The 23,851-nt window shown below is 72.7% G+C and carries 22 protein-coding genes; 7 read left to right on the forward strand and 15 right to left on the reverse strand.

Annotated features, from left to right (window positions below):
- Positions 1–19: 19 nt before the first annotated feature.
- From NI17_RS11525 to NI17_RS11545, 5 genes are all read right to left on the reverse strand, one after another.
- Positions 20–1,201, reverse strand: coding sequence for an isochorismate synthase (locus NI17_RS11525; RefSeq protein ID WP_068693944.1), 1,182 nt, complete (start codon positions 1,199–1,201; stop codon positions 20–22).
- An 83-nt stretch (positions 1,202–1,284) separates the two neighbouring features.
- Positions 1,285–2,067: a 2,3-dihydro-2,3-dihydroxybenzoate dehydrogenase gene (locus NI17_RS11530; RefSeq protein ID WP_068693942.1), complete on the reverse strand. Its 783-nt coding sequence runs from the start codon at positions 2,065–2,067 to the stop codon at positions 1,285–1,287.
- Between the two features lie 1,001 nt (positions 2,068–3,068).
- Positions 3,069–3,824, reverse strand: a complete 756-nt coding sequence (locus tag NI17_RS11535; protein ID WP_068693940.1) for a TIGR03943 family putative permease subunit — start codon at positions 3,822–3,824, stop codon at positions 3,069–3,071.
- Between the two features lie 203 nt (positions 3,825–4,027).
- Positions 4,028–5,104 (reverse strand): permease, encoded by a 1,077-nt coding sequence (locus tag NI17_RS11540; RefSeq protein ID WP_068693938.1) that lies wholly within the window; start codon positions 5,102–5,104, stop codon positions 4,028–4,030.
- A gap of 170 nt (positions 5,105–5,274) precedes the next feature.
- Positions 5,275–6,288, reverse strand: coding sequence for an NADP-dependent oxidoreductase (locus NI17_RS11545; RefSeq protein WP_068693936.1), 1,014 nt, complete (start codon positions 6,286–6,288; stop codon positions 5,275–5,277).
- 163 nt (positions 6,289–6,451) lie between these two features.
- Here NI17_RS11545 and NI17_RS11550 point away from each other — a divergent pair, with 163 nt between their 5' ends.
- A complete protein-coding gene (locus NI17_RS11550) occupies positions 6,452–6,805 on the forward strand; it encodes a hypothetical protein (protein ID WP_068693934.1) in 354 nt (117 codons plus the stop codon).
- A gap of 177 nt (positions 6,806–6,982) precedes the next feature.
- Here the strand turns inward: NI17_RS11550 and NI17_RS11555 are convergent, their stop codons facing one another.
- From NI17_RS11555 to NI17_RS11580, 6 genes are all read right to left on the reverse strand, one after another.
- The gene (locus NI17_RS11555; protein ID WP_084012874.1) at positions 6,983–8,380 is read right to left on the reverse strand and encodes a DEAD/DEAH box helicase; all 1,398 of its coding nucleotides are present in this window, start codon (positions 8,378–8,380) and stop codon (positions 6,983–6,985) included.
- 235 nt (positions 8,381–8,615) lie between these two features.
- A complete protein-coding gene (locus NI17_RS11560; protein ID WP_068693933.1) occupies positions 8,616–9,428 on the reverse strand; it encodes an enoyl-CoA hydratase/isomerase family protein in 813 nt (270 codons plus the stop codon).
- Between the two features lie 87 nt (positions 9,429–9,515).
- Positions 9,516–9,728 carry a helix-turn-helix domain-containing protein gene (locus tag NI17_RS11565; RefSeq protein WP_068693930.1) on the reverse strand — a complete coding sequence of 71 codons (213 nt, stop codon included), beginning with the start codon at positions 9,726–9,728 and terminating at the stop codon, positions 9,516–9,518.
- 152 nt (positions 9,729–9,880) lie between these two features.
- A complete protein-coding gene (locus NI17_RS11570) occupies positions 9,881–11,479 on the reverse strand; it encodes an ABC-F family ATP-binding cassette domain-containing protein (protein ID WP_068693927.1) in 1,599 nt (532 codons plus the stop codon).
- 193 nt (positions 11,480–11,672) lie between these two features.
- Entirely contained in the window at positions 11,673–13,058 is a 1,386-nt protein-coding gene (locus NI17_RS11575; protein WP_084012873.1) for an AI-2E family transporter, read from the reverse strand.
- 34 nt (positions 13,059–13,092) lie between these two features.
- Positions 13,093–13,500, reverse strand: coding sequence for a YccF domain-containing protein (locus NI17_RS11580; protein ID WP_068693925.1), 408 nt, complete (start codon positions 13,498–13,500; stop codon positions 13,093–13,095).
- A 613-nt stretch (positions 13,501–14,113) separates the two neighbouring features.
- Here NI17_RS11580 and NI17_RS11585 point away from each other — a divergent pair.
- On the forward strand, positions 14,114–14,413 hold the full coding sequence (locus NI17_RS11585; protein WP_267887221.1) for a WhiB family transcriptional regulator: 300 nt from the start codon (positions 14,114–14,116) through the stop codon (positions 14,411–14,413).
- 149 nt (positions 14,414–14,562) lie between these two features.
- On the opposite strand, the gene NI17_RS11590 is transcribed toward NI17_RS11585, so the two are convergent.
- Positions 14,563–15,855, reverse strand: coding sequence for a phosphoribosyltransferase family protein (locus tag NI17_RS11590; RefSeq protein WP_068693924.1), 1,293 nt, complete (start codon positions 15,853–15,855; stop codon positions 14,563–14,565).
- 65 nt (positions 15,856–15,920) lie between these two features.
- Complete coding sequence (locus NI17_RS11595; protein ID WP_084012872.1) at positions 15,921–16,541, reverse strand: GNAT family N-acetyltransferase; 621 nt, start codon at positions 16,539–16,541, stop codon at positions 15,921–15,923.
- 182 nt (positions 16,542–16,723) lie between these two features.
- Here NI17_RS11595 and NI17_RS11600 point away from each other — a divergent pair, with 182 nt between their 5' ends.
- Complete coding sequence (locus tag NI17_RS11600; RefSeq protein WP_068693922.1) at positions 16,724–17,920, forward strand: MFS transporter; 1,197 nt, start codon at positions 16,724–16,726, stop codon at positions 17,918–17,920.
- A gap of 89 nt (positions 17,921–18,009) precedes the next feature.
- On the opposite strand, the gene NI17_RS11605 is transcribed toward NI17_RS11600, so the two are convergent.
- Positions 18,010–18,729: an HNH endonuclease family protein gene (locus tag NI17_RS11605; RefSeq protein WP_068693920.1), complete on the reverse strand. Its 720-nt coding sequence runs from the start codon at positions 18,727–18,729 to the stop codon at positions 18,010–18,012.
- A complete protein-coding gene (locus tag NI17_RS11610) occupies positions 18,620–19,915 on the reverse strand; it encodes a YihY/virulence factor BrkB family protein (protein WP_243597693.1) in 1,296 nt (431 codons plus the stop codon). The genes NI17_RS11605 and NI17_RS11610 overlap by 110 nt, the downstream gene beginning before the upstream one ends.
- Before the next feature lie 513 nt (positions 19,916–20,428).
- On the opposite strand from NI17_RS11610, the gene NI17_RS11615 reads away from it, so the two are divergent.
- The 4 genes from NI17_RS11615 to NI17_RS11630 are packed head-to-tail and all read left to right on the forward strand — an operon-like array spanning position 20,429 to position 23,817.
- Complete coding sequence (locus tag NI17_RS11615) at positions 20,429–22,123, forward strand: nitrite/sulfite reductase (protein ID WP_068693918.1); 1,695 nt, start codon at positions 20,429–20,431, stop codon at positions 22,121–22,123.
- A 25-nt stretch (positions 22,124–22,148) separates the two neighbouring features.
- On the forward strand, positions 22,149–22,352 hold the full coding sequence (locus NI17_RS11620) for a hypothetical protein (protein ID WP_068693916.1): 204 nt from the start codon (positions 22,149–22,151) through the stop codon (positions 22,350–22,352).
- Positions 22,349–23,041 (forward strand): phosphoadenylyl-sulfate reductase, encoded by a 693-nt coding sequence (locus NI17_RS11625; RefSeq protein ID WP_068693914.1) that lies wholly within the window; start codon positions 22,349–22,351, stop codon positions 23,039–23,041. The genes NI17_RS11620 and NI17_RS11625 overlap by 4 nt, the downstream gene beginning before the upstream one ends.
- Positions 23,023–23,817, forward strand: a complete 795-nt coding sequence (locus NI17_RS11630; RefSeq protein ID WP_068693913.1) for a sirohydrochlorin chelatase — start codon at positions 23,023–23,025, stop codon at positions 23,815–23,817. The genes NI17_RS11625 and NI17_RS11630 overlap by 19 nt, the downstream gene beginning before the upstream one ends.
- Positions 23,818–23,851 lie beyond the last annotated feature (34 nt).

Below are 23,851 nucleotides of genomic sequence, written 5' to 3' on the forward strand. Positions count from 1 at the left end.
GGGGTCCTTTCCGTGGGGGTCACCGGGGCTGGTCGACGCCGAGGGCGAGCAGCAGGGTGCGGAGTTTGGCGGAGGTCTCGGCGAGTTCGGCCTCGGGCTCGGAGTCGGGCATGATGCCGCCGCCCGCGAACAGGTCGATGGTGGTTCCGCAGGTGTCGGCGCAGCGGATGGCCACCGCCCACTCGCCGTCGCCCGCGGCGTCGGTGTAGCCGACGGCGCCGGTGTAGAAGCCGCGGTCGAACGGTTCGATCTCGGTGATGACGGCGTAGGCCCGGTCGGTGGGGTGGCCGCAGACGGCGGGGGTGGGGTGCAGCGCCCGCGCCAGGACGTGCGAGGGGGTGTGGGGATCGCGCAGTTCCCCGGTGACGCGGGTGGACAGGTGCCACATGGTGGCGGTGGTGACCGGTCGGGGTTCGCGGGGGGCGTCGAGGCGGCGGCAGTGGGGGCGCAGTGCCTCGACGACCGCCTCCACGACCACGGCGTGTTCGTGGCGTTCCTTGGGGGAGGCGAGCAGGGCGGCGGCGCGCTCCCGGTCACGGGCGGGATCGGGGTGGCGCGGCGCGGAGCCGGCCAGCGGGTTGGACAGCACCGAGCGCCCGCGTTTGGCGACGAGCAGTTCGGGGCTGGCGCCGACGAGGGTGCGCGGGCGGGCGTCGCGTCCGGGCAGGTCCGCGGCGAAGGTGAAGGCGGTGGGGTCGGCCCAGGCCAGGTTGGCCAGCACGGTGGCCACGTCCACCTCCCGCTGTCCGGTCAGCCGCAGGCAGCGGGCCAGCACGACCTTGCGCAGCTCCGCGCCTCCGCCGTCGGCCATGAGTTTGACGGCGCGCTCGACCGCGGCCGTGTGGTCGGCGGGGGCGGGGATCGGGGTGGCCGTCCACGTTCCGGGGAGCGGGCGGCGGGCGGGGACGGGCGCGGCCGCGTGCGCGGTGGAGGGGCCGTGCTGGACGGTCTCCGGCACCACCAGGTGGACGGGGGCGTCGCGGTCGAAGGGGAGGGCGCCCACCGCCAGGGGGGCTCGGCCGTTGTCGGTCTCGACTCCGCGCAGCGCCTCGGCCAGGTCGTCGGCACCGGTCGCGGTGGCCAGGGCGCCGCGGCAGCGCAGCGCGCCGGAGGCGGAGCAGAAGAGGAAGTCCCGGGGGCGGTAGGAGTCCAGCAGCTCGGTCGGTGCCGCGGCTGGATCGACGACGCGCTGTCGGGGCATCGTTGGCCTTTCTTGTTCGGGCACGCCGATGGTGCGGGCCCGGCGGACCCGGCGTTTCGCGGTGGTGTGGGGGCGGGTCGGGGTCAGCGCAGGGTGGCGCCGCCGTCGACGTAGAGGTTGTGCATGGTGATGTGCCGGGCGGCGTCGGAGACGAGGAAGCACACGGCGTCGGCGACGTCGCCGGGCTGGGCGACCCGGCCCAGGGGGATGCCGACCTTGTAGCGGGCCGGGTCGCCGGCCACGGCGTCGGCCGGGTCGAGGCCGCCCTCCCGCACGTCCCGCAGCATCGGGGTGTCGGTGGTGCCGGGGGAGACCACGTTGCAGCGGATCCCGTACGGCGCCAGTTCCAGGCCGAGCGACTTGGTGAAGGCGACCGCGGCGGCCTTGGACGCGGCGTAGGCGGCCATGCCGGCGCGCGGCACGCCCGCGGCGTTGGAGGCCACGGTGACGAGGGCGCCGCGCCGCCGCGGCGCCATCCGCCGCGCAGCGGCGCGGCAGACGGTGAAGACTCCGGTGGCGTTGACCGCGAGCAGCGTCTGCCAGTCGTGGTCGGAGCACTCGACGGCGGGGCCGGTGCGCAGCACCCCGGCGACGTTGACCGCGATGTCGACGGGGCCCAGGTCCTGTTCGACCTCGGCGAAGAGGCGTTCGACGCCCGCCGGGTCGGTGATGTCGCGGACGTAGCCACGCGCGGGACGGGCGGCCCGTTCCAGGTCCGCGGCGGTCCGGGCGGCGCCTTCGGGGTCGACGTCGACCGCGGCGACCGCGGCTCCCCGGGCGGCCAGGGCCTCGGCGACGGAGCGTCCGATGCCTCGGCCCGCGCCGGTGACCACGGCGACCGCTCCTTCGATCCCGCTGTGGGACACGTGTCCTCCCCTGCGCCAACCAGAAACTATTGACTAAGGCAAACCTTGCCTAACTTGTCGCCCGACAGTCTCAAGCCATCGGAGGCCCGGCGTCAACCCAAAGAATTCCGACAAACCATGACATTCAGCGCAAAATTTGAGAGAAGAAGTGTTCGGGTAATCACACCTGGAAACTCTTGCGCAACCCGCAGGAAACATTCCGCCGCTTCGGGCGCTGGGGTGGACGCCTTGCCCGCCCAACTTCCCAGCGCTGGTCCTGGAGCCTCAACCCCCAGGGTGGTTTCCAGGTGGCCTCCACTCCAGGGGGCCGTGCGGCCCCAGCTCCGTGGGGGCGGGCGAGGCGCGTTGTCAGGGGAGGCCCGCTCGAGGGGTGGGTTGGCGCAGGAGTGGGGAGGCGCCCCGGGCACCGCCCCGCCCGCGCCCCCACAGGGGGATCAGAGAAGAGGACACCGGCCACCACGGGATCCCGGCAAGCCCGTGACACGGAACCGCTGCCCCGCCACGCCCCCCCACGACCCCGGCAGCTCAGTGGACAGGTGCGCGCAGCACCCGGCCACCCACGCCTTCACCGGCGGGTTGGTGGGGGAACAACCGGCACCACGGGACCGGGGAGCCCGTGGTGCACGGCACCTCCCCGGTGCGGGGAGGTGGAGGCGCGGGTGGGTCGGCGCCCGGGGGCACCTCCCCACTCCTGCGGGCCTCCCCTGACAACGCGTCTCGCCCACCCCCACGAGGTTGAGGTTGCACGGCCCCCTGGGGCCGAGGCCACCTGGAAACCAATACCGGAAGGTCAGGGAGAGAGCACGGCATTGGTGAGCACCGGTGGGCGGTCAGGGCGCCCCGGTGCCGCGTCCGCCCGCTGCCGACCCGTGGCGGGCCGCCTCGGACGCCGGGGTGGAACGCCCTGCCCGCCAGGCGTCCCGACACCGGTCTCACGGCCTCCTGCGCGGCCGCCCGGGTCACGCAGGGGGTGTTCGTCCTCTGGGCCGCCCGCTCCGGCGCTACTCGTAGGGGTCGGGGGGGTTGTCCACGGCGACCATCTCCTCGACCTCGAAGCGGTGGTCCCGGATGTCCTGCAGGTCGCCCTCGGGCTCCACCCACCGGCCCGTGACCGTCCACCAGGAGTCCTTGGGCGGCTCCGGCCGGTTCTCGATCAGCACCCGGTTGACGATGGCGTCGGCGGCGCAGCAGGCCATCTGCAACCGGGCCAGGTACCAGCCCTCCCCCTCGGGGTTGGGCACGGCGAACCCGGTGAGTCGGATGTCGCGGCCGGCCATGGCCCGCTCCTCGTCGGTCCAGGCCCGCACCACGAACTCCCGCATCTTCAACTCGACCGGCTCCCCCTCGGGGGTGTCGGCGCCGAAGCTGCCGTCGTCCACCTGCTCGCTCTCGGCCACGGTCCCCGGATCGGCCGACGCGGCGGTGTAGGCGCCCAGCGCCGGGGGCGCCACCACGAAGACCATCGCCACCGGAGCCAGCAGCAGCCACGCCACGGCCGGGGCCTTCGCGTGGTCGTGGCCGTGGGAGTGCCCGTGGGAACGGTCGTGGGAGTGCCCCTCCCCGTCGTCCTCGGCGGTCCCGCGCAGCTCCGCCGCCGCCGTCACCGCGCCGAGGACCACCAGCACCGCCCCGGCCGCGATCAAGAACGGCCGGAACTCCTCACGCACGTAGTTCAGGTACGCCTGGGAGACCACGGTGACGCTCAGCGCGGCCATTCCGAGCAGGACCATGACCATGCCCTGGGCGAGGCGGTTCATCTGTCCTCCTGGGGGATGCTCCGGGTGTCGGGTCGGTGAGGAGTCCGGGGCACGCGCACCCGGTGCGCCTTACACATGTCGCGTTCTCCTGTGAAGTGGGTCGTATGCGGACGGCGTGCCACTGCCGGACCTGCGGGAGCCGGGCGCTCAGCGCCCGTGCGCACCTGGACGCCTACCGGACTCCCCCTCGGCAAGGGGGACGATCAAAGCAGCCACCCTCCGATCAGGAACGAGAAGAGCAGCGTCAGTGCCAGTGTGAGCGGGACGAAGCGGCGCACGAAGGACCACCCGAAGGAACCGGCCTGCAGGGCGATCAGCTTCAGGTCGACCATCGGGCCGACGACCAGGAAGGCGAGTTTGGCGGTGGCGGAGAACTCGGTGAAGCTCACCGCGACGAACGCGTCGGCCTCCGAGCAGATCGACAGCACCACCGCCAGGAACGCCATCGCCAGCACCGACACCACCGGGGTGTCGGCCACCGCGGTCACCCACTCGCGGGGAACCAGCACGTTCACGCTGGCCGCGGCCAGCGCGCCGACGATGAGAAAGCCCCCGGCGTGCATCAGGTCGTGCCGCATGGACTCGGCGAACACCCGCCACCCGGACGCGTCGGGATCGTGGTGGGTGCGCGGTGGACGCAGCCAGTCGCTCCTGCCGAACGCGGCCCACAGCCACCCCACCACGACCGCCGCCGCCAGCGACGCGAGGAAGCGCGCCAGCGCCATCTCGGGCTGGTTCGGGAAGGCCACCACGGTGGCGACCACCACGACCGGGTTGATGGCGGGCGCGGCCAGCAGGAAGGTGAGCGCCGCGGCCGGGGCGACGCCGCGTCTGATCAGCCCGCCGGCCACCGGGACCGAGGCGCACTCGCACCCCGGCAACACCGCCCCCGACAGTCCGGCGACCGGGACGGCGAGGGATGCGCGGCGGGGGACGGCCCGCTGCCAGAACCGGGCGGGCACGAACGCGGTCAGCGCCGCCGACAGCGCCACCCCGAACACCAGGAACGGCAGCGCCTGGAGGCTGATGGCGGTGAACACGGTCGCCCACGCCAGGAACGCCTCGTGGGTGAACCGCCCCGCCAGCAGGGCCTGGCCCGCCGCCAGCACGAGGATGAGAAGCGCGAACAGCCAGACCGTGGCGGTCTTGCGCGACCGCTCCGGCCGCCCCCATTCCGGGGGCGGGAGCGCCTGATCGTCGTCCGGGCCGCCCCACCCCTGGACCAGGGAGTCACCGAGGGAGGGAGCGGACGCCGGGACACTGGAGGGTCGTTCCGACACGCCGAGGTCCTCACATGTGGTCGAAGGTCGTCACCGCGGGCCATGCTAGCCAACTCGGGGGCGGCTTCTCCGGCGGTTCGTCGGACCTGTGGACAACCTCTCCCGGAGGAACGGGCCGGCGACACTCCCGTCCCCCGGGGGTCGAGGCTCCCGGAACTCCCCGGTACCGGTCAGTGCGACACCCGGACCACCATCTTGCCGACGTTGCCGCCGCGCAGCATCGAGACGAACGCCTCCGGGGCGTTCTCCAGGCCCTCCACGACCGTCTCGCGGACCCTGATCCGCCCCTCGGCGACCGCCGGGGCGACGTCGCGGTAGAAGTCCCCGGTCAACTGGGGGTCGTCGCCGACGATGAACCCGCGCAGGGTGAGCCGCTTGGTGACGATCTGGAACAGGTTGCGCGGCGCGTACGGCGGCTCGGTCGCGTTGTAGCCAGAGATCGCGCCGCACACCGCGAAGCGGGCGAAGTCGTTGGCGCACGCGATCGCCGCCTCCAGGTGCTCACCGCCCACGTTGTCGAAGTACACGTCGATCCCCTCGGGCGCGGCCTCGGCGAGCTGCTTGCGCACCGGTCCGGCCCGGTAGTCGAAGGCCGCGTCGAACCCCAGCTCGTCGAGGAGGTAGGCGACCTTCTCGGGGGAACCCGCGCTGCCGACGACCCGCCTGGCCCCGTGCAGCCTGGCGAGCTGGCCGACCACGCCGCCCACCGCCCCGGCCGCCCCGGAGACGAACACGGTGTCGTCCCGGCGCATCTCGGCCTTGTGGAGCAGGCCCACGTAGGCGGTCTGGCCGGGCATGCCCAGCGCTCCCAGGTAGACGCTGGGCCCCAGCGGCTCGCGCGTGTTGACCGGACGTGTGTGGGCGGCGGGCACGACGGCGTGCGAGCGCCACCCCGCGTTGTGCAGCACCGTCGTCCCCACCGGGACGTCGGGGTCCGCGCTGGCCTCGACCACCCCGACGGCGCCCCCGTCCATGGGGGCGTTCAGCTCGTAGGGGTCGGTGTAGGTGCGCACGCCCGACATCTTTCCGCGCATGTAGGGGTCGACGGAGATCACGAGGTTGCGGATCAGCAGTTCGCCCGGCTCCGGATCGGGCAGCGTCCGTTCGACGAGGGCGAAGTCGGTCGGGGCGGGTTCGCCCTGCGGACGGGCGACCAGGTGGAACTCCCGTGTTGTGGTCGGCATGGATCTCCTCGCGAGTCGGGGACGGCGACGTGTCTCCCACGTTCCCGGACACGACGATCCCATGCCCGGCGACCCACCGCGACGACGGGGGCACGGTCCGCGGCCGCGGACCGGTGTTTGGGACCCGCGGCGCGGGGCAGCGACGGGGGAGGAGGTATCCGGCATGATGAGCCCCAAGGACCGTCAACGACACGGCGGCGACACGGCCGACATCAGCGCCTCGGAGGAGCGCTACTCCCACTGGGGACGGCCCATCTCCTGGGTGGCGGTGTCCCTGATGCTCGTCGGCTTCGCGGTGGGAGGGGTGGGCCTGACCCTGGGACCCCCCGTCTGGATCGTTGTGGTCATCGGCGCGGTCATCTCCGTGATCGGCGGTGTCATCGCCTACTCCACCGACATCTTCAAGGACACCGGCGTCACGGAAGAACCCGTGGACTACCACGACGACAGCGCCGAGCACGGTGACCACTCGCTCGGCGAGGACGAGGACCGAGGGGGCGGCCGCCGCCTGACCTGAGCGACTGACAGCCCCCCGGCGCCGATCCGCCCGCCCCCACACATCGGACCGGAGAAGAGCACCGTCCCGCACCGCGGCGCCTCGGCCCGTGGTGCGGGACCGTTTCACGGTGCGGGAGGGCGGCGGGGCCGCACGGCCCGCTCGGGCTCAGGCCGCCCGGTCCTCCGACTCCGGTCCTCAGCCGTGCCTGGGGTCGCGGAAGCGCCCCTCCCCCTGCCGCGAGGTGCGGGGGCCGCCCCTCCGCGCCGCGGGACCGCCCCGGTCGAACCCCCGGCGGGGACGCTCCTCGGACTCACCGGGGAGGCGGCGGTCGCGCCGTCCGCCTCCCGTCCGGCGGTGCCGGGAGCCGCCCCGGCCGCCGTGGCGCTGCGGCTCGGGCGGTTCCACCCACGGCTCCCCCGAGGGCTGCCGTGCCCCGGTCAGTTCGCCCAGCAGCGCGTCACCGGGGTTGACCAGGTGCTGCGCGGCCTTCACCCGCGCGTCGCCGAGCAGTCTGCGGGCCCGGTGGCGCTGGCTGGGCACGACGATGGAGACGACCCGCCCCGACTCCCCCGCCCGGGCGGTACGACCGCCCCGGTGCAGGTAGTCCTTGTGGCCCGCGGGCAGGTCCACGTTCAGCACCAGGTCGATGCCGTCGACGTGGATGCCGCGCGCGGCGACGTCGGTGGCCACCAGGGTCCGGACGCGCCCCTCCCGGAACTTGGCGAGGGTGCGGGTGCGCACGCTCTGGCTCTTGCCGCCGTGCAGCGCCGCCGCGGACACCCCGACGCTGACCAGTTGCTCGCTGAGGGAGTCGGCGCGGTGCTTGCTGCGCACGAACAGGATGGTGCGGCCCTCGCGCGCGGCGATCTCGGTGACGACGCGGTCCTTGTCGCGGGGCAGCACCCGGAGCAGGTGGTGCTCCATCGTGGCGACCCCGGAGACCGGCGGGTCGACCGAGTGCGTCCGCGGGTCGCGGGTGTAGCGCCGCACCAGTGTGTCGACGTCGCCGTCCAGGGTGGCGGAGAACAGCAGGGTCTGCCCGTCGCGGCGGACCTCGTCGAGCAACCGGCTGACCTGCGGCGCGAATCCCATGTCGCACATCTGGTCGGCCTCGTCCAGCACCGACAGCTCGACCGCCTCCAGGGAGCAGGCCCCCTGGTCGAGGAGGTCGGTCAGGCGCCCGGGGGTGGCCACCAGCACGTCGACGCCGCGGCGCAGTTCGCTGATCTGCCTGCCGTAGGGGCTGCCGCCGACCACGTCGCCCACGCGCACGCCCAGCACCCGGGCGTACGGCAGGAGGGCGTCGCGCACCTGGTGGGCGAGTTCGCGGGTGGGCACCAGGACCAGGCAGCGGGGGCGGCGGGGCTCGGAGCGCTCCCGAGCGGCGCGCAGCAGGGCGGGCAGTCCGAAGGCCAGGGTCTTGCCCGAGCCGGTGCGCCCGCACCCGAGCACGTCACGGCCTGCGACCGCGTCGGGGATCGCGGCGGCCTGGATCGGGAACGGACTGGTCAGTCCGTTGCGGGCGAGCTTGTCAACGATCGCCTCGGGCAGACCGAGTGCTTCGAATCCCGGGCATGCGGCATTGTCCGTCAAAAGACGTCAACCTTCCTCATCATCGGTTCGGCCGCGTTTCGGGAAGGCTCCGGGGCCGCGGAGAGGGGAGCCGCGAAGAATCACACAAACGCGCCGGACGGGAGCGCGCCACGGGGTGGGGTTCCCCGGCGCTCGAACGGCCCGGCGCGCCGGATGCGCGCTGCACGAGTCGGCCGTTCCGCCCAACATACCAGCCGCCGCCGCGGGCGGGCGCCGCCGCCTCCGGCGTGTCCGGCTACCGCGCGGCCCCGGCCATCGCGACCAGTCGGGCGAGCTGCGCGGCGCGCTCGGCCCGGGCCTGCGTCTCCAGGTCGTTGCGTCCGGCCTGGAGCAGCAGCTCCTTGGTGGCCCGCGCCGCGTCGGCGGGGACGGCCAGCAGTTGTGCCACCAGTTCGTCCACGGCCGGTTCGAGCTCGGAGTCGGCCACCACCTGTTCGGCCAGCCGCAGTCGGGCGGCCTCCTCGGCGTCGATCGTGCGGGCGGTCAGGCACAGTTCGACGGCGCGGTTGACGCCGACCAGTTCCACCAGGGGCTTGGTTCCGGTGAGGTCGGGCACCAGGCCCAGCGCCGGTTCCTTCATGCACAGCCGGGCGGTGTCGGACAGGACGCGGATGTCGCAGGAGAGCGCGAGCTGGAATCCCGCGCCGATGGCGTGCCCGCGCACCGCGGCGACGGAGACGATGTCGGCGCGCCGCAGCCACAGGAACCCCTCCTGGTACTCGGCGATGGCCCGCTCCAGGGGGGCGGTGTCGTCGGGGTGGTCGGCGAGCAGCGAGAGCGGTGTCGGCTCGCCGTCGATGTCGCCGGGACGGAACATGTCCAGGTCGATTCCGGAGGAGAAGGTCGGACCCGCTCCGCCGACGACGACAATACGGACGGCTTCGGGGAGGGTCTGGCCGATACGGGCCAGCATGGTCCACGTCCGCCCGGTCATGGCGTTGCGCCGTCGGGGCCGCGACAGTGTGATCCGCGCGACCGCGCCGTCGACCGCCAGCCCCAGTCCGGATGCGGCCAGTTCCTCCGCCGTGGGGGTCGTCATCTGCGCCATCGCACGCCTCTCACCCGTGGGGCACCGAGCCCGCCCGCTTCCTACCAATCAGTAACATAGCAGTCCGCGGGGTCGGCGCGCCCCGGATCATCCCCGGCCGCGCCTGGTGGCCCCTCCCCTGCCGCGCAGGGTGGCCCCCGCCTCGGTCAGCAACCGGTGCACAAAGCCGTAGGACCGCCCCGTCGCGGCGGCCAGGGAGCGGATGCTCTCGCCGTTGTCGTAGCGCCGCTTCAGGTCCGACGCCAGGTCCGACCGCTCGTCTCCCGTCACCCGGGTGCCCTTTCTCAGCGTCTCGGCCACGAGTACCTCCCGATGCTCTCGGCACGGCAACGATGTCGCTGCTGCCATGATCAGACATGGCGGCTTCAGTGGGCTACCCATTGAGACCGGAAAACCACCCCCGTCCCCCATCGGACCTGTTTCGGACATGACGAAACCATGCCCGGAACAGCTCACGCCAGGGCGATGAGGTCGGTGAACTCCGCGTCCCAGAGGTCCTCCACCCCGTCGGGCAGCAGGATCACCCGTTCGGGCTGCAGCGCCTCCACCGCGCCCTCGTCGTGGGTCACCAGGACGATCGCCCCCCGGTAGTTGCGCAGCGCGCCGAGGATCTCCTCGCGGCTGGCCGGGTCGAGGTTGTTGGTCGGCTCGTCCAGCAGCAGCACGTTGGCGCTGGAGACGACGAGGGAGGCCAGCGCCAACCGGGTCTTCTCGCCGCCCGAGAGCACCCCGGCGGGCTTGTCCACGTCGTCGCCGCTGAACAGGAAGGACCCCAGGACCCGCCGGGCCTCCACCTCGGGCAGGTCCGGCGCGGCGCTCATCATGTTCTCCAGCACCGTCCGCCCGGTGTCCAGGGTCTCGTGCTCCTGGGCGTAGTAGCCCAGCCGCAGCCCGTGCCCCGGGATCACCCGGCCGGTGTCGGGCTGCTCCACCCCGGCCAGCAGGCGCAGCAACGTGGTCTTGCCCGCACCGTTCAACCCGAGGACGACCACCCGGCTGCCCCGGTCGACGGCCAGGTCCACGCCGGAGAAGACCTCCAGCGAACCGTAGGACTTGGACAGCCCCTCGGCCGCCAGCGGGGTGCGTCCGCTGGGCGCGGGATCGGGGAAGCGGAGCCGGGCGACTCGGTCCGACGCCCGCTCCCCCTGGACCGAGTCCAGGAGCCGGTCGGCCCGGTTGAGCATCTGCTGGGCCGCGCGGGCCTTGGTGGCCTTGGAGCGGAACCGCTCGGCCTGCTTCTGCAGCGCCGACGCCTGCTTCTCGGCGTTGGCCCGCTCCCGCCTGCGCCGCCGCTCGTCGGCCTCGCGCTGGGCCAGGTAGGCCTTCCAGCCCATGTTGTAGACGTCGATGACGCTGCGGTTGGCGTCCAGGTAGAAGACCTTGTTGACGACGTGCTCGACCAGGTCGACGTCGTGGCTGATGACGATGAGCCCGCCCTGGTGCGACCTGAGGAAGTCGCGCAGCCAGACGATGGAGTCGCCGTCGAGGTGGTTGGTCGGCTCGTCCAGCAGCAGGGTGTCGGCCCCGCTGAACAGGATGCGGGCCAGCTCCACGCGGCGCCGCTGCCCGCCGGAGAGGGTACGCAGCGGCTGGGAGAGGACGCGCTGCTCCAGGCCCAGGCTGGAGGCGATCGACGCCGCCTCGGCCTCGGCCGCGTAGCCGCCGAGCACGTGCAGGCGCTCCTCCATCCGCGCGTAGGCGCGCACCCCCTGGTCGCGGATCTTCGGCACGTCGCTGGCCATCTTCTGCTCGGCCTCGCGCATCGTGCGCAGCACCTCGTCGATGCCGCGCGCCGCGAGGATGCGGTCGCGGGCCACGACGTCCAGGTCGCCGGTGCGCGGGTCCTGCGGCAGGTATCCGATCGTGCCCGACGTGGTGACCCGGCCGGCGGCCGGGAGTCCCTCACCGGCCAGCACCTTGGTCAGGGTGGTCTTGCCGGCGCCGTTGCGGCCGACCAGGCCGATCCGGTCGCCGGGGCCCACCTGGAAGGATGTGGGCTCCAGCAACAGGCGCGCACCCACACGGAGTTCGAGGTCAGAGGCGATGAGCATGGGTCATTGAGGGCTTTCTCGCTACGGCTGCGGAAGGGGCCGGAGAACCACGGCGCCGTGGCCGACCGCCGTGGGGCGGGCCACGCGGGGAGTGTGGCGTCTCAGTCCGGAAGTCGCACCCGACAACCCTAGTCGCTCACGCGCGAGCGGGCCGCCGGTCCTCCCGGTTCGTTCGACGGCCCGCGTCCGGGGATTATTCCCCGCCGCCGGCGGCGCCGCTGCGCCGCGGTTCCATACCGCCCCCGCTGCGGCCGGACTCCTCCTCCCGCCCCTTGACCGGCGCGGTGGGCTGGGACTGCGCGGCCGCTCCGACCGGCGACCGCTGCGGCTCGCCCGCCTCCTTCTCGTCCCCGCGCCCCCGGGGCTCGGCCCCGGGGGCGGTGAACGGCCGGTTGCGCAGCAGCGCCGCCAGCACCGCGGCGATCGGCGTGGCCAGGAAGGCCCCGGTGATGCCGCCGATGATGGAGCCCACGGAGATGGCCAGCAGGACCACCGGCGAGGGCAGTTCCAGGGAGCGTCCGTAGATCCGGGGCGCGAAGATGTTGCTCTCCAGCTGCTGCACGGCGATGGTGCCCGCCAGGACGATCAGCGCGGCGATCCACCCCTTGACCACCAGCGCCACCAGCACCGAGATCAGTCCGGCGAGGAAGGCGCCGATGACCGGGAGGAAGGCGCCGACGAAGGTCAGGACGACCAGGGGCATGACCAGGGAGAGGTCGTCGGGCCAGAAGACGCCGAACAGGACCGCGCCGATGCCGATCGCGTCGATGAGGCCGACAAGCGCGACGCCGCGCACGTAGCGACCCATGACGCCGTAGGTGACGTCCCCGCTGACCTGGAGGGCGTTGCGGGTGGGCCTGGGAAACAGCTCGCGCACCCACTTCGCCAGCTGGTCGCCCGAGTGGACGAAGTACACGGTCAGCACGATCACCAGGAGGAAGCCGACCAGCACCTCGCCGACCACCACCGCGCCCGACCAGGCTCCGCTGATCAGCTGGCTGCTGTTGCGCTGGATCCACTCCTGGGCCCTGGCAACCCAGTCGCTGATGAACTGGTCGTCCAGTCCCAGGTAGGCCGCGGCCTCCTGGAGCGTGGGGATCGACTGGTTGACGCTGGCGACGATGCCTTCGAACCCCGCGACCGCCGGCATCACGATGAGGGTGATGACCCCGCCGAAGAACACGAGCCCGCCCAGCACGGTGATGGTCGTGGACAGCCCGCGCCCCATCCCCCGCCTGCGCAGCCACACGGTGGGCGGCATCAGCAGCGCGGTCACGAAGACCGCGAGGATGACGGGGATGACCACCACCTGGATGTAGGTGGCGGCCCACAGGATCAGCGCGACCACCACTCCGATGACGAGCAGCCGCCAGGCGGTGTCGCTGACCTTGCGCAGCAGGTCGTCCTCCATCTCGGGCGGTGGCGGCGGGGGCTCCTCCACCACCACGCGGACCTCCCGTTCGGGCCGCCTCCCGCTCCTGGCGGTCCTCCCGAAGGGCCATCCGTTCGGCCAGTTCCAGCGCACCCCGATCTCCTCTTCCCGACGGCCGCGGTCCCGGTTCCCGCGCGCCCCGTCCATCTTCGCACCTCACGGCCTGCGGTGTCCGGCGGTCTCAGATCCCCCAGGGACTGCGCCGTGATCCGGAGGGCACGATCTCGTTGCCGAACGGCGCCAGCGCGACCGGGATCATCTTGAGGGAGGCCCAGGCCATGGGGATGCCGATGATGGTGACCGCCAGCCCGATCGCGGTGACGATGTGTTCGAGGACCAGCCACCATCCGGCCACGACGATCCAGATGACGTTGCCGGCGGTGCTGCCGCCGCCCGCGCCGGGCCTGCGCACGAGTTCCCGCCCGAACGGCCAGAGCGCGTAGTTGGCCATGCGGAAGGAGGCGACACCGAAGGGGATCGTCACGACCAGGATGTAGCAGATCACCCCGGCGAGGGCGTAGCCGACGGCCAGCCAGAAGCCCGCGACGAACAGCCAGACGACATTGAGGACAAGACGCAGCAGAGCCACGGGCTCACCTTTTCCCTCTCCGGTTCTCCGGTCGTTCCGCCTCCACGGATCCGCGGCCGGGCCTCGCAAGCTATGACGACGCGGCACCGCCCGCAGTTCCGGATTCGTTGCTCCATCTTCCCCGCGGAGCGGGGTTCCAACATCCGCGCCTCCCGCGGGACCGGGCGCGCCGAAGATGAATGTGATCCGGGTATCAGGCCCGGCCTCTGGCCAGAGGCCGGGAGGCCCCATACGATGGACACCACCTGGCCGTGTGGCCCAGGTCATGCACATCCTCCGGGAATTCGGACACACTCCGACGCCTCCGGCGGCCGGAGAGATCCGATTTCGATAACGGTTGGGCGAGTAATTTCCCTACCCCCGTGCGAAATCGGGAGCAGGGATGGCATGATTACGTACCGGCTCGCAGGGAGAGCGTTCCCATCGCCTCCGCAGCCTGTCGCGTGAGCACCTGCCGGTTCGGCGAATCTTCGCCAACGTGCTCTCAACCACACGGGAACACCCAAGCGGAGTACAGCGTTACTGCTGTGCTGGGTGCTTCACGCAGCTTTACCCGGTTTGTTCATCAGCTTGCACACAGCTTACAGCGATTTCATGTAGAGGTGGTTCAACCATGTCTCAGGTACGTCGGCAGGCCGCGCTGCGCCCCCGCCCGAGCTGGGGGTGGCAGGATGCCGCCGCGTGCCGGGGCGAGGACCTTGTGCTCTTCTTCGGCCCCGACGGCGAACGCCAGCCGGAGCGGGAGATCCGGGAGCGCAAGGCCAAGGAGATCTGCGCTCACTGCCCTGTCCGTACGGAGTGTCTCGACTACGCGATCTCGCGGCCCGAGAAGTACGGAACCTGGGGTGGACTCAACGAGGACGAGCGCGCGTCCGAGCGCCGGCGCCGGATGCGCCGCGCCAACGCAGCCTGATTCTGCCGCCGCCCCGGCTGGGAGTACTCTCTCACCGGTCCTCCCACACCGGCGATGATCGCCTGACCACAACGGTCGTTCACCGTGGCGCCCCGACGCTCCGCGTCGAGGGCGCCACGGTGTTGTTTGCGGGCTCTGACCGGTTCCGGTCACAGATGGCGGTCGAACCACTCGGCCGCGCGGACACCGACGCGGCGCCACTCCTCGGGCTGGTGGAGCAGTTGCTCGGCTCCCGCCACCACCTCCAGGTCCGTGGGAACGCTCAGCCGTCCCACCGTCCATTCGGCGAGTTCCCGCACGAAGGAGTCGGCGCCCTGCACGAGGACCAGCGTGGGCGCGCGCACCCGGGACAGCGCGTCCTCCGCCAGGTCGACGCGCCCCCCGTGGGTGACCACCGCCGACACGTCGTCGGGCAGTCGCGCGGCGGCGTCCAGCACCCCCGGTGCGGCCTTTCCCGTGCCGAGCAGTCCGACCGGGGCGTCGGCCACCGTGGGCGTGCGGCGCAGCCAGCGCACCCCGGCCGCCAACCGCTCCCCCAGGACCCCGGGCGCCGCCTCCGCCCGCTCCGCCCCCGTCTCGACCGGGGTGAGCAGGTCGAGCAGGAGCGTCGCGTAGCCGGCGGCGCGCAGCACGGTCCCGATCGCCTGGTTGTGGGGGGTGAGGCGGCCGTGTCCCGAGGCCAGGACCACCGTGCCGCGGACCACCGAGGGGACGACGAGGTCCCCGTCGAGCTCGGCGCCGCCCACGGGGACACGCGCCCGGTGGCGGGAGTCCCCCGCCTCCCCCAGGTCCCGGTGCTCCGCCAGCAGCGCGCTCACCTGCCCGTCGTCCAGTTCCCCGAAGTCGCGGTACCACCGCTCCAGGGAGTGGAAGTGGTCCGGCACGGCGAGCGCCACGATGTGGTCGGCCTCGGCGCGCAGGTTCTCCATCGCCGTGTCGGAGGCCACCGGAAGTCCCAGCACCACCCGCGCGGGACGTTGGCGGCGCACCATCCGCAGCGCCGCGCGGGCGGTGCCGCCGGTGGCCGCTCCGTCGTCCACCACGACCACGTCGCGTCCGGCCAGCCGGGGCATGGTGCGCGACCCCCGGTAGGCCCGGCGGCGGCGTTCGGTTCCGGAGCGCGCCTCGGCCACCACGTCGGAGAGCCGGTTGCGGGAGAGTCGGAGGCGGGCCAGCGCGGCGTCGTCGTAGCAGACGTGCCCGTCCTCGGTGACCGCGCCCAGTTCCACGCCGGGGTACTCGGGCAGCCCGATCCGGGCGACCACCGCCACGTCGAGCGGGGCGTGCAGGCGGCGGGCCAACTCCGCGCCGACCACCACCCCGCCCCTGGGCAGCGCGATGACGACGGGAGCGGTTCCCGCCACGGTACGCAGACGTTCGGCGAGCCGGTGCCCGGCCACGGTCCGGTCGGGAAACGGCAACGATACGGGTAGCGGACTCACAGCGACCACCGCAGACTCGACAGGGTGAGCAGAGCGCTACAGCCCTACCCGCTCCGGGGCACCCGTCAACCCCCCGGCCCCGGCTGTTTTCCCCGCTCATCGGGTAAAGAACCGTTGACCGGGCCTCCCGGCTCCCCGGCTGTGCCCGCCAGCACCGACATCACCAGCGCGTCGTGGCGGCGGCCCTCCCACAGCAGGGCGTCGCGCAGGCGGCCCTCGACGGCGAAGCCGCAGGCGCGGTAGGCGGCGATGGCGCGCATGTTGAACGCGTAGACGCGCAGCCAGACGCGGTGCAGGCCCACGTGGTCGAAGGCGTGGCGCAGGATCAGCCGGGTGGCCTCCTGCCCCAGGCCGCGGCCGGTGAACTCGATGGCCGACAGCGCGATGCGGTAGGCGGCGCTCTCGTTGTGGGAGTCGATGTCCGTCAGGGACAGTTCGCCGTAGAAGCGGCCGTCGGGACGGCCGATGATGGCCAGGTCGAGCCGCTCGGGGTCGTCGGCACGGGTGCGGCACCACTCCTCGATCTCCGCGCGGTCGGGGACGCGGTGCGTGCCGGTGAGGCGCCGGATCTCGGGGTCGAGAGCCGACGAGTACAGGGCGTCGGCGTGCTCGGGGGCGAGGGGGACCAGTCGGACCCGCTCTCCCACGAGCACGGGTTTGTCTCGCAGCACGCTCACGTCGATCACCGAGGCAGGCCCCCTCACCGCGCGAAGATACGCAGAATCTCTGTCTAACGCGGGAAATTTCGTTCACGCAACTCCCGACGGCGGCTCTAGGCTCACCGGCAGGAACCGCGCGTCGCGTCCTCCGGAGGACGCGACGCGCGAGCCGCGTCCCGAACCGTCCGTCGGCCCGTCCGGAGGTCTTCTTGTCCGATTATCCGCCGCTTTCCGTCGGGCCGGGCGCCGAGGCGCGGCGGGCACGGCGCGCCGTCGTCGGACTGTTCGCGGTCAACGGCCTCACCTACTCCTCCCTGGTGCCGTGGCTGCCCGCGATCAAGAACCAACTGGAGTTGTCCAACGCCGCCCTGGGCACGGCCATCGCCGCCATGCCGCTGGGCGCGCTGCTGACCGGCATGCTGGCGGGGCCGCTCATCGCCGGGTTCGGCAGCGGGCGGACCGCGGCGGTCACCGGGCCGCTGGCGGCCTGGACGCTGCCGGTGGCGGCGCTGGCGCCGAACTGGTGGGTGCTGGCAGCGGCGCTGTTCGCGGCGGGCTGCGCGGACACCTGGTGCGACTCGGCGATGAACGCGCATGGGCTGCGCGTGCAGCGCCGCTACGGCCGCAGCATCGTCAACACCTTCCACGCGGTGTGGAGCGTCGCGGCGGTCGCGGGCGGACTGCTGGGGTCGGCGATGATCGGACTCGGGGTGCCGATGCCGGTCCACCTGACGGGGGTGGCGGTGGCGCTCACCGCGGTCTCGGCGATGGCGTCGCGGCTGCTGCTGGACGGCCCGGAGCACGCCGAGCGGTCCGACGGCCACGGCCCGGCGGGCCTGCCCCGGCGTCCGACCGCCGGAGCGCTGGGACTGGTGGCCGCGCTCGGTGTGCTGCTGATGCTGGCGGGCGCGGTCGAGGACGCGGCGGCCTCGTGGGGCGCGGTCTACCTGCGCGACGAGATCGGCGCGGCGACCTTCCTCGTCGGCCTGCCGTTCGTGGCCTGCCAGGCGATGATGACGCTGGGCAGGACGGTGGGCGACCGGATGACCGACGCCTTCGGCGCGGTCGCCGTGGCCCGGTCGGGCCTGCTGCTGTCGGCGGCGGGGCTGGGCGCGGCGCTGCTGCTGCCGGGAACGGCGACGACCGTGGTCGGCTTCGGTCTGTGCGGGCTGGGGGTGGCCACCCTGTTCCCGCTGGCGCTGGCCGCGGCGGGCGAGATCCCGGGGGTACGCAGCGGGGACGGCGTGGCCGCGGTGTCCTGGCTGGCGCGGCTGGGGTTCCTGGGCTTCCCGCCCCTGGTGGGCCTGGTCGCCGACGCCGCCTCGCTGCGGGTGGGCCTGGCCGTCTTCCCGGTCGCCGCCCTGGCCGCGGCCGCGCTGGCGTGGAGCCTGCGGCCACGGTCCTGACGCCGCGGCCCGCGCTCCGTTCCGGGAGCGGGTGCGGGGCGGCCTCGGGCCGAGGGGGTCCGGCGCCCGGCGCCGGACCTCTCCTCCGGTCAGCCGCAGGTGTCGAGCATGTCGGACAGTCCCCGGTGGTCCTGTGGAGAGGCCGGCAGCTCGTAGCGGTGCAGCACGTCGATGTAGATGACGGCGTAGGAGCACCGGAAATCCTCGTGGGGCTGCCACTCGCCGGGGCCGGAGTCGCTCTTCTCCCGGTTGGCCGGGCCGTCGGTGGCCAGCAGGTTGCCGGGGTCGTTGGCGAACTCCACGCGGGTGTCGCGGTCCCACGCGTCGGCGCCCATGCGCCAGGCCAGCGAGAGCGGGACCACGTGGTCGATCTGCACGGCCTGGGGGTCCTCGAAGGTGAACTCGACGGTCTTTCCGGTGTAGGGGTCGTCGAGGATGCCGGAGAGGACCCTGCAGCCGTCGGAGTCGAGTTCCACGTCGTCCAGGTCGCGGGCGAGGATGTCGTTGCGGGTGGAGCAGCCGTTGTCGTCGGTGTCGATCCATCCGCTGCCGAACTCGTCGCGCTCGTAGTCGCCGCGCGGGGCGGGTTCGGCGGTCTCGATCGCGGCCAGCCGTTCCCGGGCCTCGGCCGCGTCCGCACCGCCGTCCTCCGGGGAGCGAGACTGGGACGTCGGAGAGGCGCCGCCCTCGATCTCCAGGTCACCCAGTACGTCCCCGAGGCCCTGGCAGCCTGTCAGGGCGAGGCTCGTCACCGCGACGGCCGCCACGGTGCCGATGAGGGTCTTCCTGCTGTTCTTCCTGGGGGGCATGCGGTCGCTCTCCTGACTCCGGTGCGGTCGCCTCGGGCTTGTCCGTCGCGGCCGTGGAGCCGACGAGGGTGCGGGGGGCGGGGGCGCCCTGTGCCTCGGGGGCGCGGTCGGTCCCGGTCGGCGTCCGGCCGTCGGTTTCCTCCCCCGTAGCGGCCTCGGAGACACTTCCGGTCCGCTCCGGTCCGCGCGCCAGGCGCTGCAGGGCCTCCTCCCGGCGCTCGACCAGGCGGTCGGCGGTGGCCTGGCGGCGCGCGGCGATCTCGGCCCTGGCCTGGGCCGTGGCGGCGACCGGCCACATGGCGTCGATCTCGGCGTTGAGGGAGGAACCGGCCAGCACGGCCAGAGCCATCAGGTACAGCCAGATCAGGATGACGATGGGAGCGGTGAGCGAACCGTAGATATTGGCCTGTCCGAATGAGGCGTCCAGGTAGATCCGCAGCCCCACCGTGCCGAGCAGCAGGATCAGCACCGCCGCGACCGCTCCCGGCAACTGGCGCACCAGCGGGGCGCGCACCGGGACACTCAGCGTGTACAGGGCGACGATGCAGACCAGGGAGAGCAGGCCCACCAGCGGCCAGTAGGTCAGGTGCAGGTAGGCGGCGGCAACGGGCAGCAGCGCGCGGACCACCTCGGGACCGGCCACGATGACCGGCAGCACCACCAGCGCGAACAGCAGGGCGCCCAGGTAGGCGACGAAGGCGAGCAACCGGTGGCTCAGGTAGCCGCGCATGCCGTCCAGTCCGTAGGCGATGGTGATGGCCTCGATGAACACGCTCATGGCGCGGGATCCCGACCACAGCGACACCAGGAAGGTCAGGGAGAGGACCCCGCCGTGGGCGCCGCCCAGGAAGTCGTCCACCATGGGCGCCACCGTGGTGTTCACCGTCTCGGCGGTCAGCACGGTGGCGGCCAGGTCCAGCATCCAGGCGCGGATGTCCAGGACCGTCTGCTGGCCGAGCACCGAGGTGAGGCGGCTCAGCGCGCCGATCAGGCCGAGGAGCAGGGCGGGCAGGGAGAGCAGGGAGAAGAACGCCGACTCGGCGGCCAGTCCCATGATGCGGACCCGCATCGCCGACCGGGCGGTGCGCACGGCCAGCACCGCCGCGGCCCCGGACCGGGGGTGGCGGTCGGGCCAGGCCTCGGCCGCCTCACGCAGAGACTCCCAGTTCGCCCATTTCGGTCGCACGCCTCCGAACATAGCCGAGCAGGCCCTCACACCCCAGGACCTGGGCAAATCGTCGCGTTTTCCTCATGGTTCCGATGGCGAATCGAGACCGGCCCCCGGCCCGCCGCACCCTCCACCCACAAGATGTGACATGCCTCACGAGTCCTTTCCCGACCTTCCGGGTGGACAAAGGTTTTCCGGGCGTGCCATTGTCGTTGTCATGACTGCTGCTATCGACCCCATGCTCTGCGTGCGACGTCACGTGGACTTCCTTCGGGTCCGCAGCGCCATCTGTCGCAACGTCGCCTGATCTCTCAGCCGCTTTGTAGCAGTTTCCGCCTTCGGGTGTGCTCGGCGCCGACGTTGCCCCTCTTCCTCCGCTTCACCCGCCGCGCGTGACGGTGTCCGCGCGGGAAGCCCGGTCGGACGGGGGTCGGCCCGCACGCCCCGGACCGCAACCCGACCGCGTTCGACCGGACTCGCAGAGTCACGATCCGCGCCCCGGTGGACGTCACAGACTCGGAGGACCAAGCGATGCCTTCCGCATCCACACCGACCGGCCGCCCCGCCAAGAAGACGACACGCCCGCGCCGAGGTGAGGGCCAGTGGGCTCTCGGCTACCGCGAACCGCTCAACAAGAACGAGGAGAACAAGAAGAACGACGACGGGCTGAACGTCCGGCAGCGCATCATCGACATCTACTCCAAGGCCGGGTTCGACGCGATCGACCCCGCCGACCTGCGCGGACGTTTCCGCTGGTACGGGCTGTACACCCAGCGTGCCCCGGGCATCGACGGCGGCAAGACCGCGGTGCTGGAGCCCGAGGAGCTCGACGACCGGTACTTCATGCTGCGGGTACGCATCGACGGCGGCCAGCTCAGCGTCGCCCAACTGCGGGCCGTCGCGGAGATCTCCACCGCCTACGGGCGCGACACCGCCGACATCACCGACCGGCAGAACGTGCAGCTTCACTGGGTGCGGGTGGAGGACGTGCCCGCCATCTGGGAACGCCTGGAGAGCGTGGGCCTGTCGACCACGGAGGCCTGCGGCGACACCCCGCGCGTCGTCATGGGCTGTCCGCTGGCGGGGATCGCCGCGGACGAGGTCATCGACACCACCGAGCAGATCCGCCGGATCTACGACGACCACATCGGCAGTCCGCTCTTCTCCAACCTGCCGCGCAAGTTCAAGACCGCCGTCGACGGCTGCGGCGTGCACTGCACCAACCACGAGATCAACGACGTCGCCTTCGTCGGCGTCGTCGGCCCCGACGGCACGCCCGGCTACGACCTGTTCGTCGGCGGCGGACTGTCCACCAACCCGATGTTCGCCCAGCGGCTGGGCACCTTCGTCCGCCCCGACCAGGTCAGCGAGGTCTGGGCGGGCGTCTGCTCGGTCTTCCGCGACTACGGCTACCGCCGCCTGCGCCACCGCGCCCGGATCAAGTTCCTCGTCAAGGACTGGGGCGCGCAGAAGTTCCGCGAGGTGCTGGAGAAGGAGTACCTCGGCTACGCGCTGCCCGACGGCCCCGAGCCGGTCCTCGACCCGGGCACCCGGCGCGACCACGTGGGCGTGCACCGCCAGAAGGACGGCCGGTTCTACGTGGGCGTCGCCCCCAGGGTGGGCCGGGTCAGCGGCACCAAACTGGCCCGCGTCGCCGACATCGCCGAGGCGCACGGCTCCGACCGCATCCGCACCACCGCCGACCAGAAGCTGGTGATCCTGGACATCACCGAGGACCGGGTGGACTCGATCGTGGCCGCCCTGGAGGCCGAGGACCTGCTGGTGCGGCCCAGCGTCTTCCGCCGCCAGACCATGGCCTGCACCGGCATCGAGTACTGCAAGCTCGCCATCGTCGAGACCAAGAACCGCGCCGCCGCGCTGATCGACGAACTGGAGCGCCGCCTGCCCGACTTCGAGGAGCCGCTGAGCATCAACGTCAACGGCTGCCCGAACTCCTGCGCCCGCATCCAGGTCGCCGACATCGGTCTCAAGGGCCAGTTGGTCACCGACGGCGAGGGCCGGCAGGTGGAGGGCTACCAGGTGCACCTGGGCGGCGGGATGGGCCTGCAGGCCGGATTCGGCCGCAAGGTCCGCGGTCTGAAGACCACCGCCGAGGAGCTGCCCGACTACGTCGAGCGGGTGGTGCGGCGCTTCGCCGACCAGAAGCAGGAGGGCGAGACCTTCGCCGAGTGGGTGGCGCGCGCCGACGAGGCGGACCTGAAGTGAGCGGCGGACGGAGAGGGCAGCGCCCGTGAGTGAGAGAGCAGCCCCCTACTACTGCCCCTACTGCGGAGACGAGGACCTGGAGCCGCACGAGGGCGACGGGACCCGCGGCGAGGGATACGCCTGGGCCTGCGGCTCGTGCGCCCGGGTGTTTCGCGTGAAGTTCGTCGGGCTGCGCGCGGCCTCGCTCGCCGACGCCCGACACGGCACCCCGAACGAGGAGAACGGATGAACGTCATGGTCGACGGCGCGGCGTTCGCCGCCGAGGCAGCCGCGGAACTGGAGGAGGCCGACTCCACCGAGATCATCCGGTGGGCCGCCGACACCTTCGGCGACAAGCTGTGCATGACCGCGTCGATGGCCGACGCCCTCATGGTGGACCTGGTCTCCAGGGTGGTGCCGGGCATCGACGTGATCTTCCTGGACACCGGCTACCACTTCCCCGAGACGCTGGGCACCCGCGACGCCGTCGCGCAGATCTACCCGATCAACCTGATCAACGTGGAGCCGACGCGCACGGTGGCCGAACAGGACCGCGACCTGGGTCCCCGGCTGTACGGACGCGACCCCAACCTCTGCTGCCACCTGCGCAAGGTGGAGCCGTTGCAGCGGGCGCTGGGACCGTACGACGCGTGGCTGACCGGACTGCGCCGTGACGAGTCGGCGACCCGCCGCAACGTGGGCGTGGTGCAGTGGGACGCCCGCAAGAAGAAGGTCAAGGTCAACCCGATCGCCCGGTGGACGCAGGACGACGTGGACGCCTACGTCGCCGAGCACGGGGTGCTGATCAACCCGCTGCAGTACGACGGCTACCCCTCCATCGGGTGCGCGCCGTGCACCCAGCGCGTCGAGGAGGGCGCCGATCCGCGCAGCGGACGCTGGGCGGGAACCGGGAAGACCGAATGCGGCCTGCACGTCTGAGCACCGGCGGTCGGGGGAACGCGCGGGGGCGCGTTCCCCTGGTCGCCGTGGCGCACGGCAGCGCCGATCCGCGTTCGGCGGCCACCGTCGAGGCGCTGTTCGCGCGGGTGCGGCGGCTGCGGCCGTGGCTGGACGTGCGGGTGAGCTACCTCGACCACGTCTTTCCCGACCCGCACACGACCGTGGCCGGACTCGCCGCCGAGGGGGCGGGCGAGGTCGTGGTGCTGCCGACGCTGCTGACGGCCGCCTACCACAGCAAGGTCGACCTGCCCGGGGTCCTGGCGGGGGTGCGCGCCGACTGCCCGTGGCTGCGGGTGCGCTACGCCGACACGCTCGGCCCGCACCCGCTGCTGCTGGACGCGGTGGAGCGCCGTCTGGCCGAGGCCGGGGCCGTGGCCGGTCCCGACACCGCCCTGGTGCTGGCGTCGGCCGGGTCCAGCGACGCGCGGGCCAACGCGGTGATCGAGGAGGCGGCGCGGGAACTGGCCGGACGCGGGCCGTGGCGCGAGGTGCGCGCCGCGTTCGCGTCGGCGGCCTCCCCCACACCGGACGAGGCGGTGCGCGAGCTGCGCGCGGCCGGTGCCGAGCGGGTGGCGGTGGCCAGCTACCTGCTGGCGGCGGGCTTCTTCGCCGACCGGGTGCGCTCCCGCACGCTGGAGGCGGGCGCGTGCGCGGTCTCGGCCGCTCTGGGCGACCGCCCGGAACTGGCCGAGGTGATCCTGCACCGCTACGACGCGGCGCTGCGTGCGGAGCACGTCGCGCAGACCCCCCGCTGACCCGGGGTCCGGGGACCGCTGCCGAGACCCGGGG

The organism is Thermobifida halotolerans (genome assembly GCF_003574835.2).
Taxonomy (GTDB): Bacteria; Actinomycetota; Actinomycetes; order Streptosporangiales; family Streptosporangiaceae; genus Thermobifida; species Thermobifida halotolerans.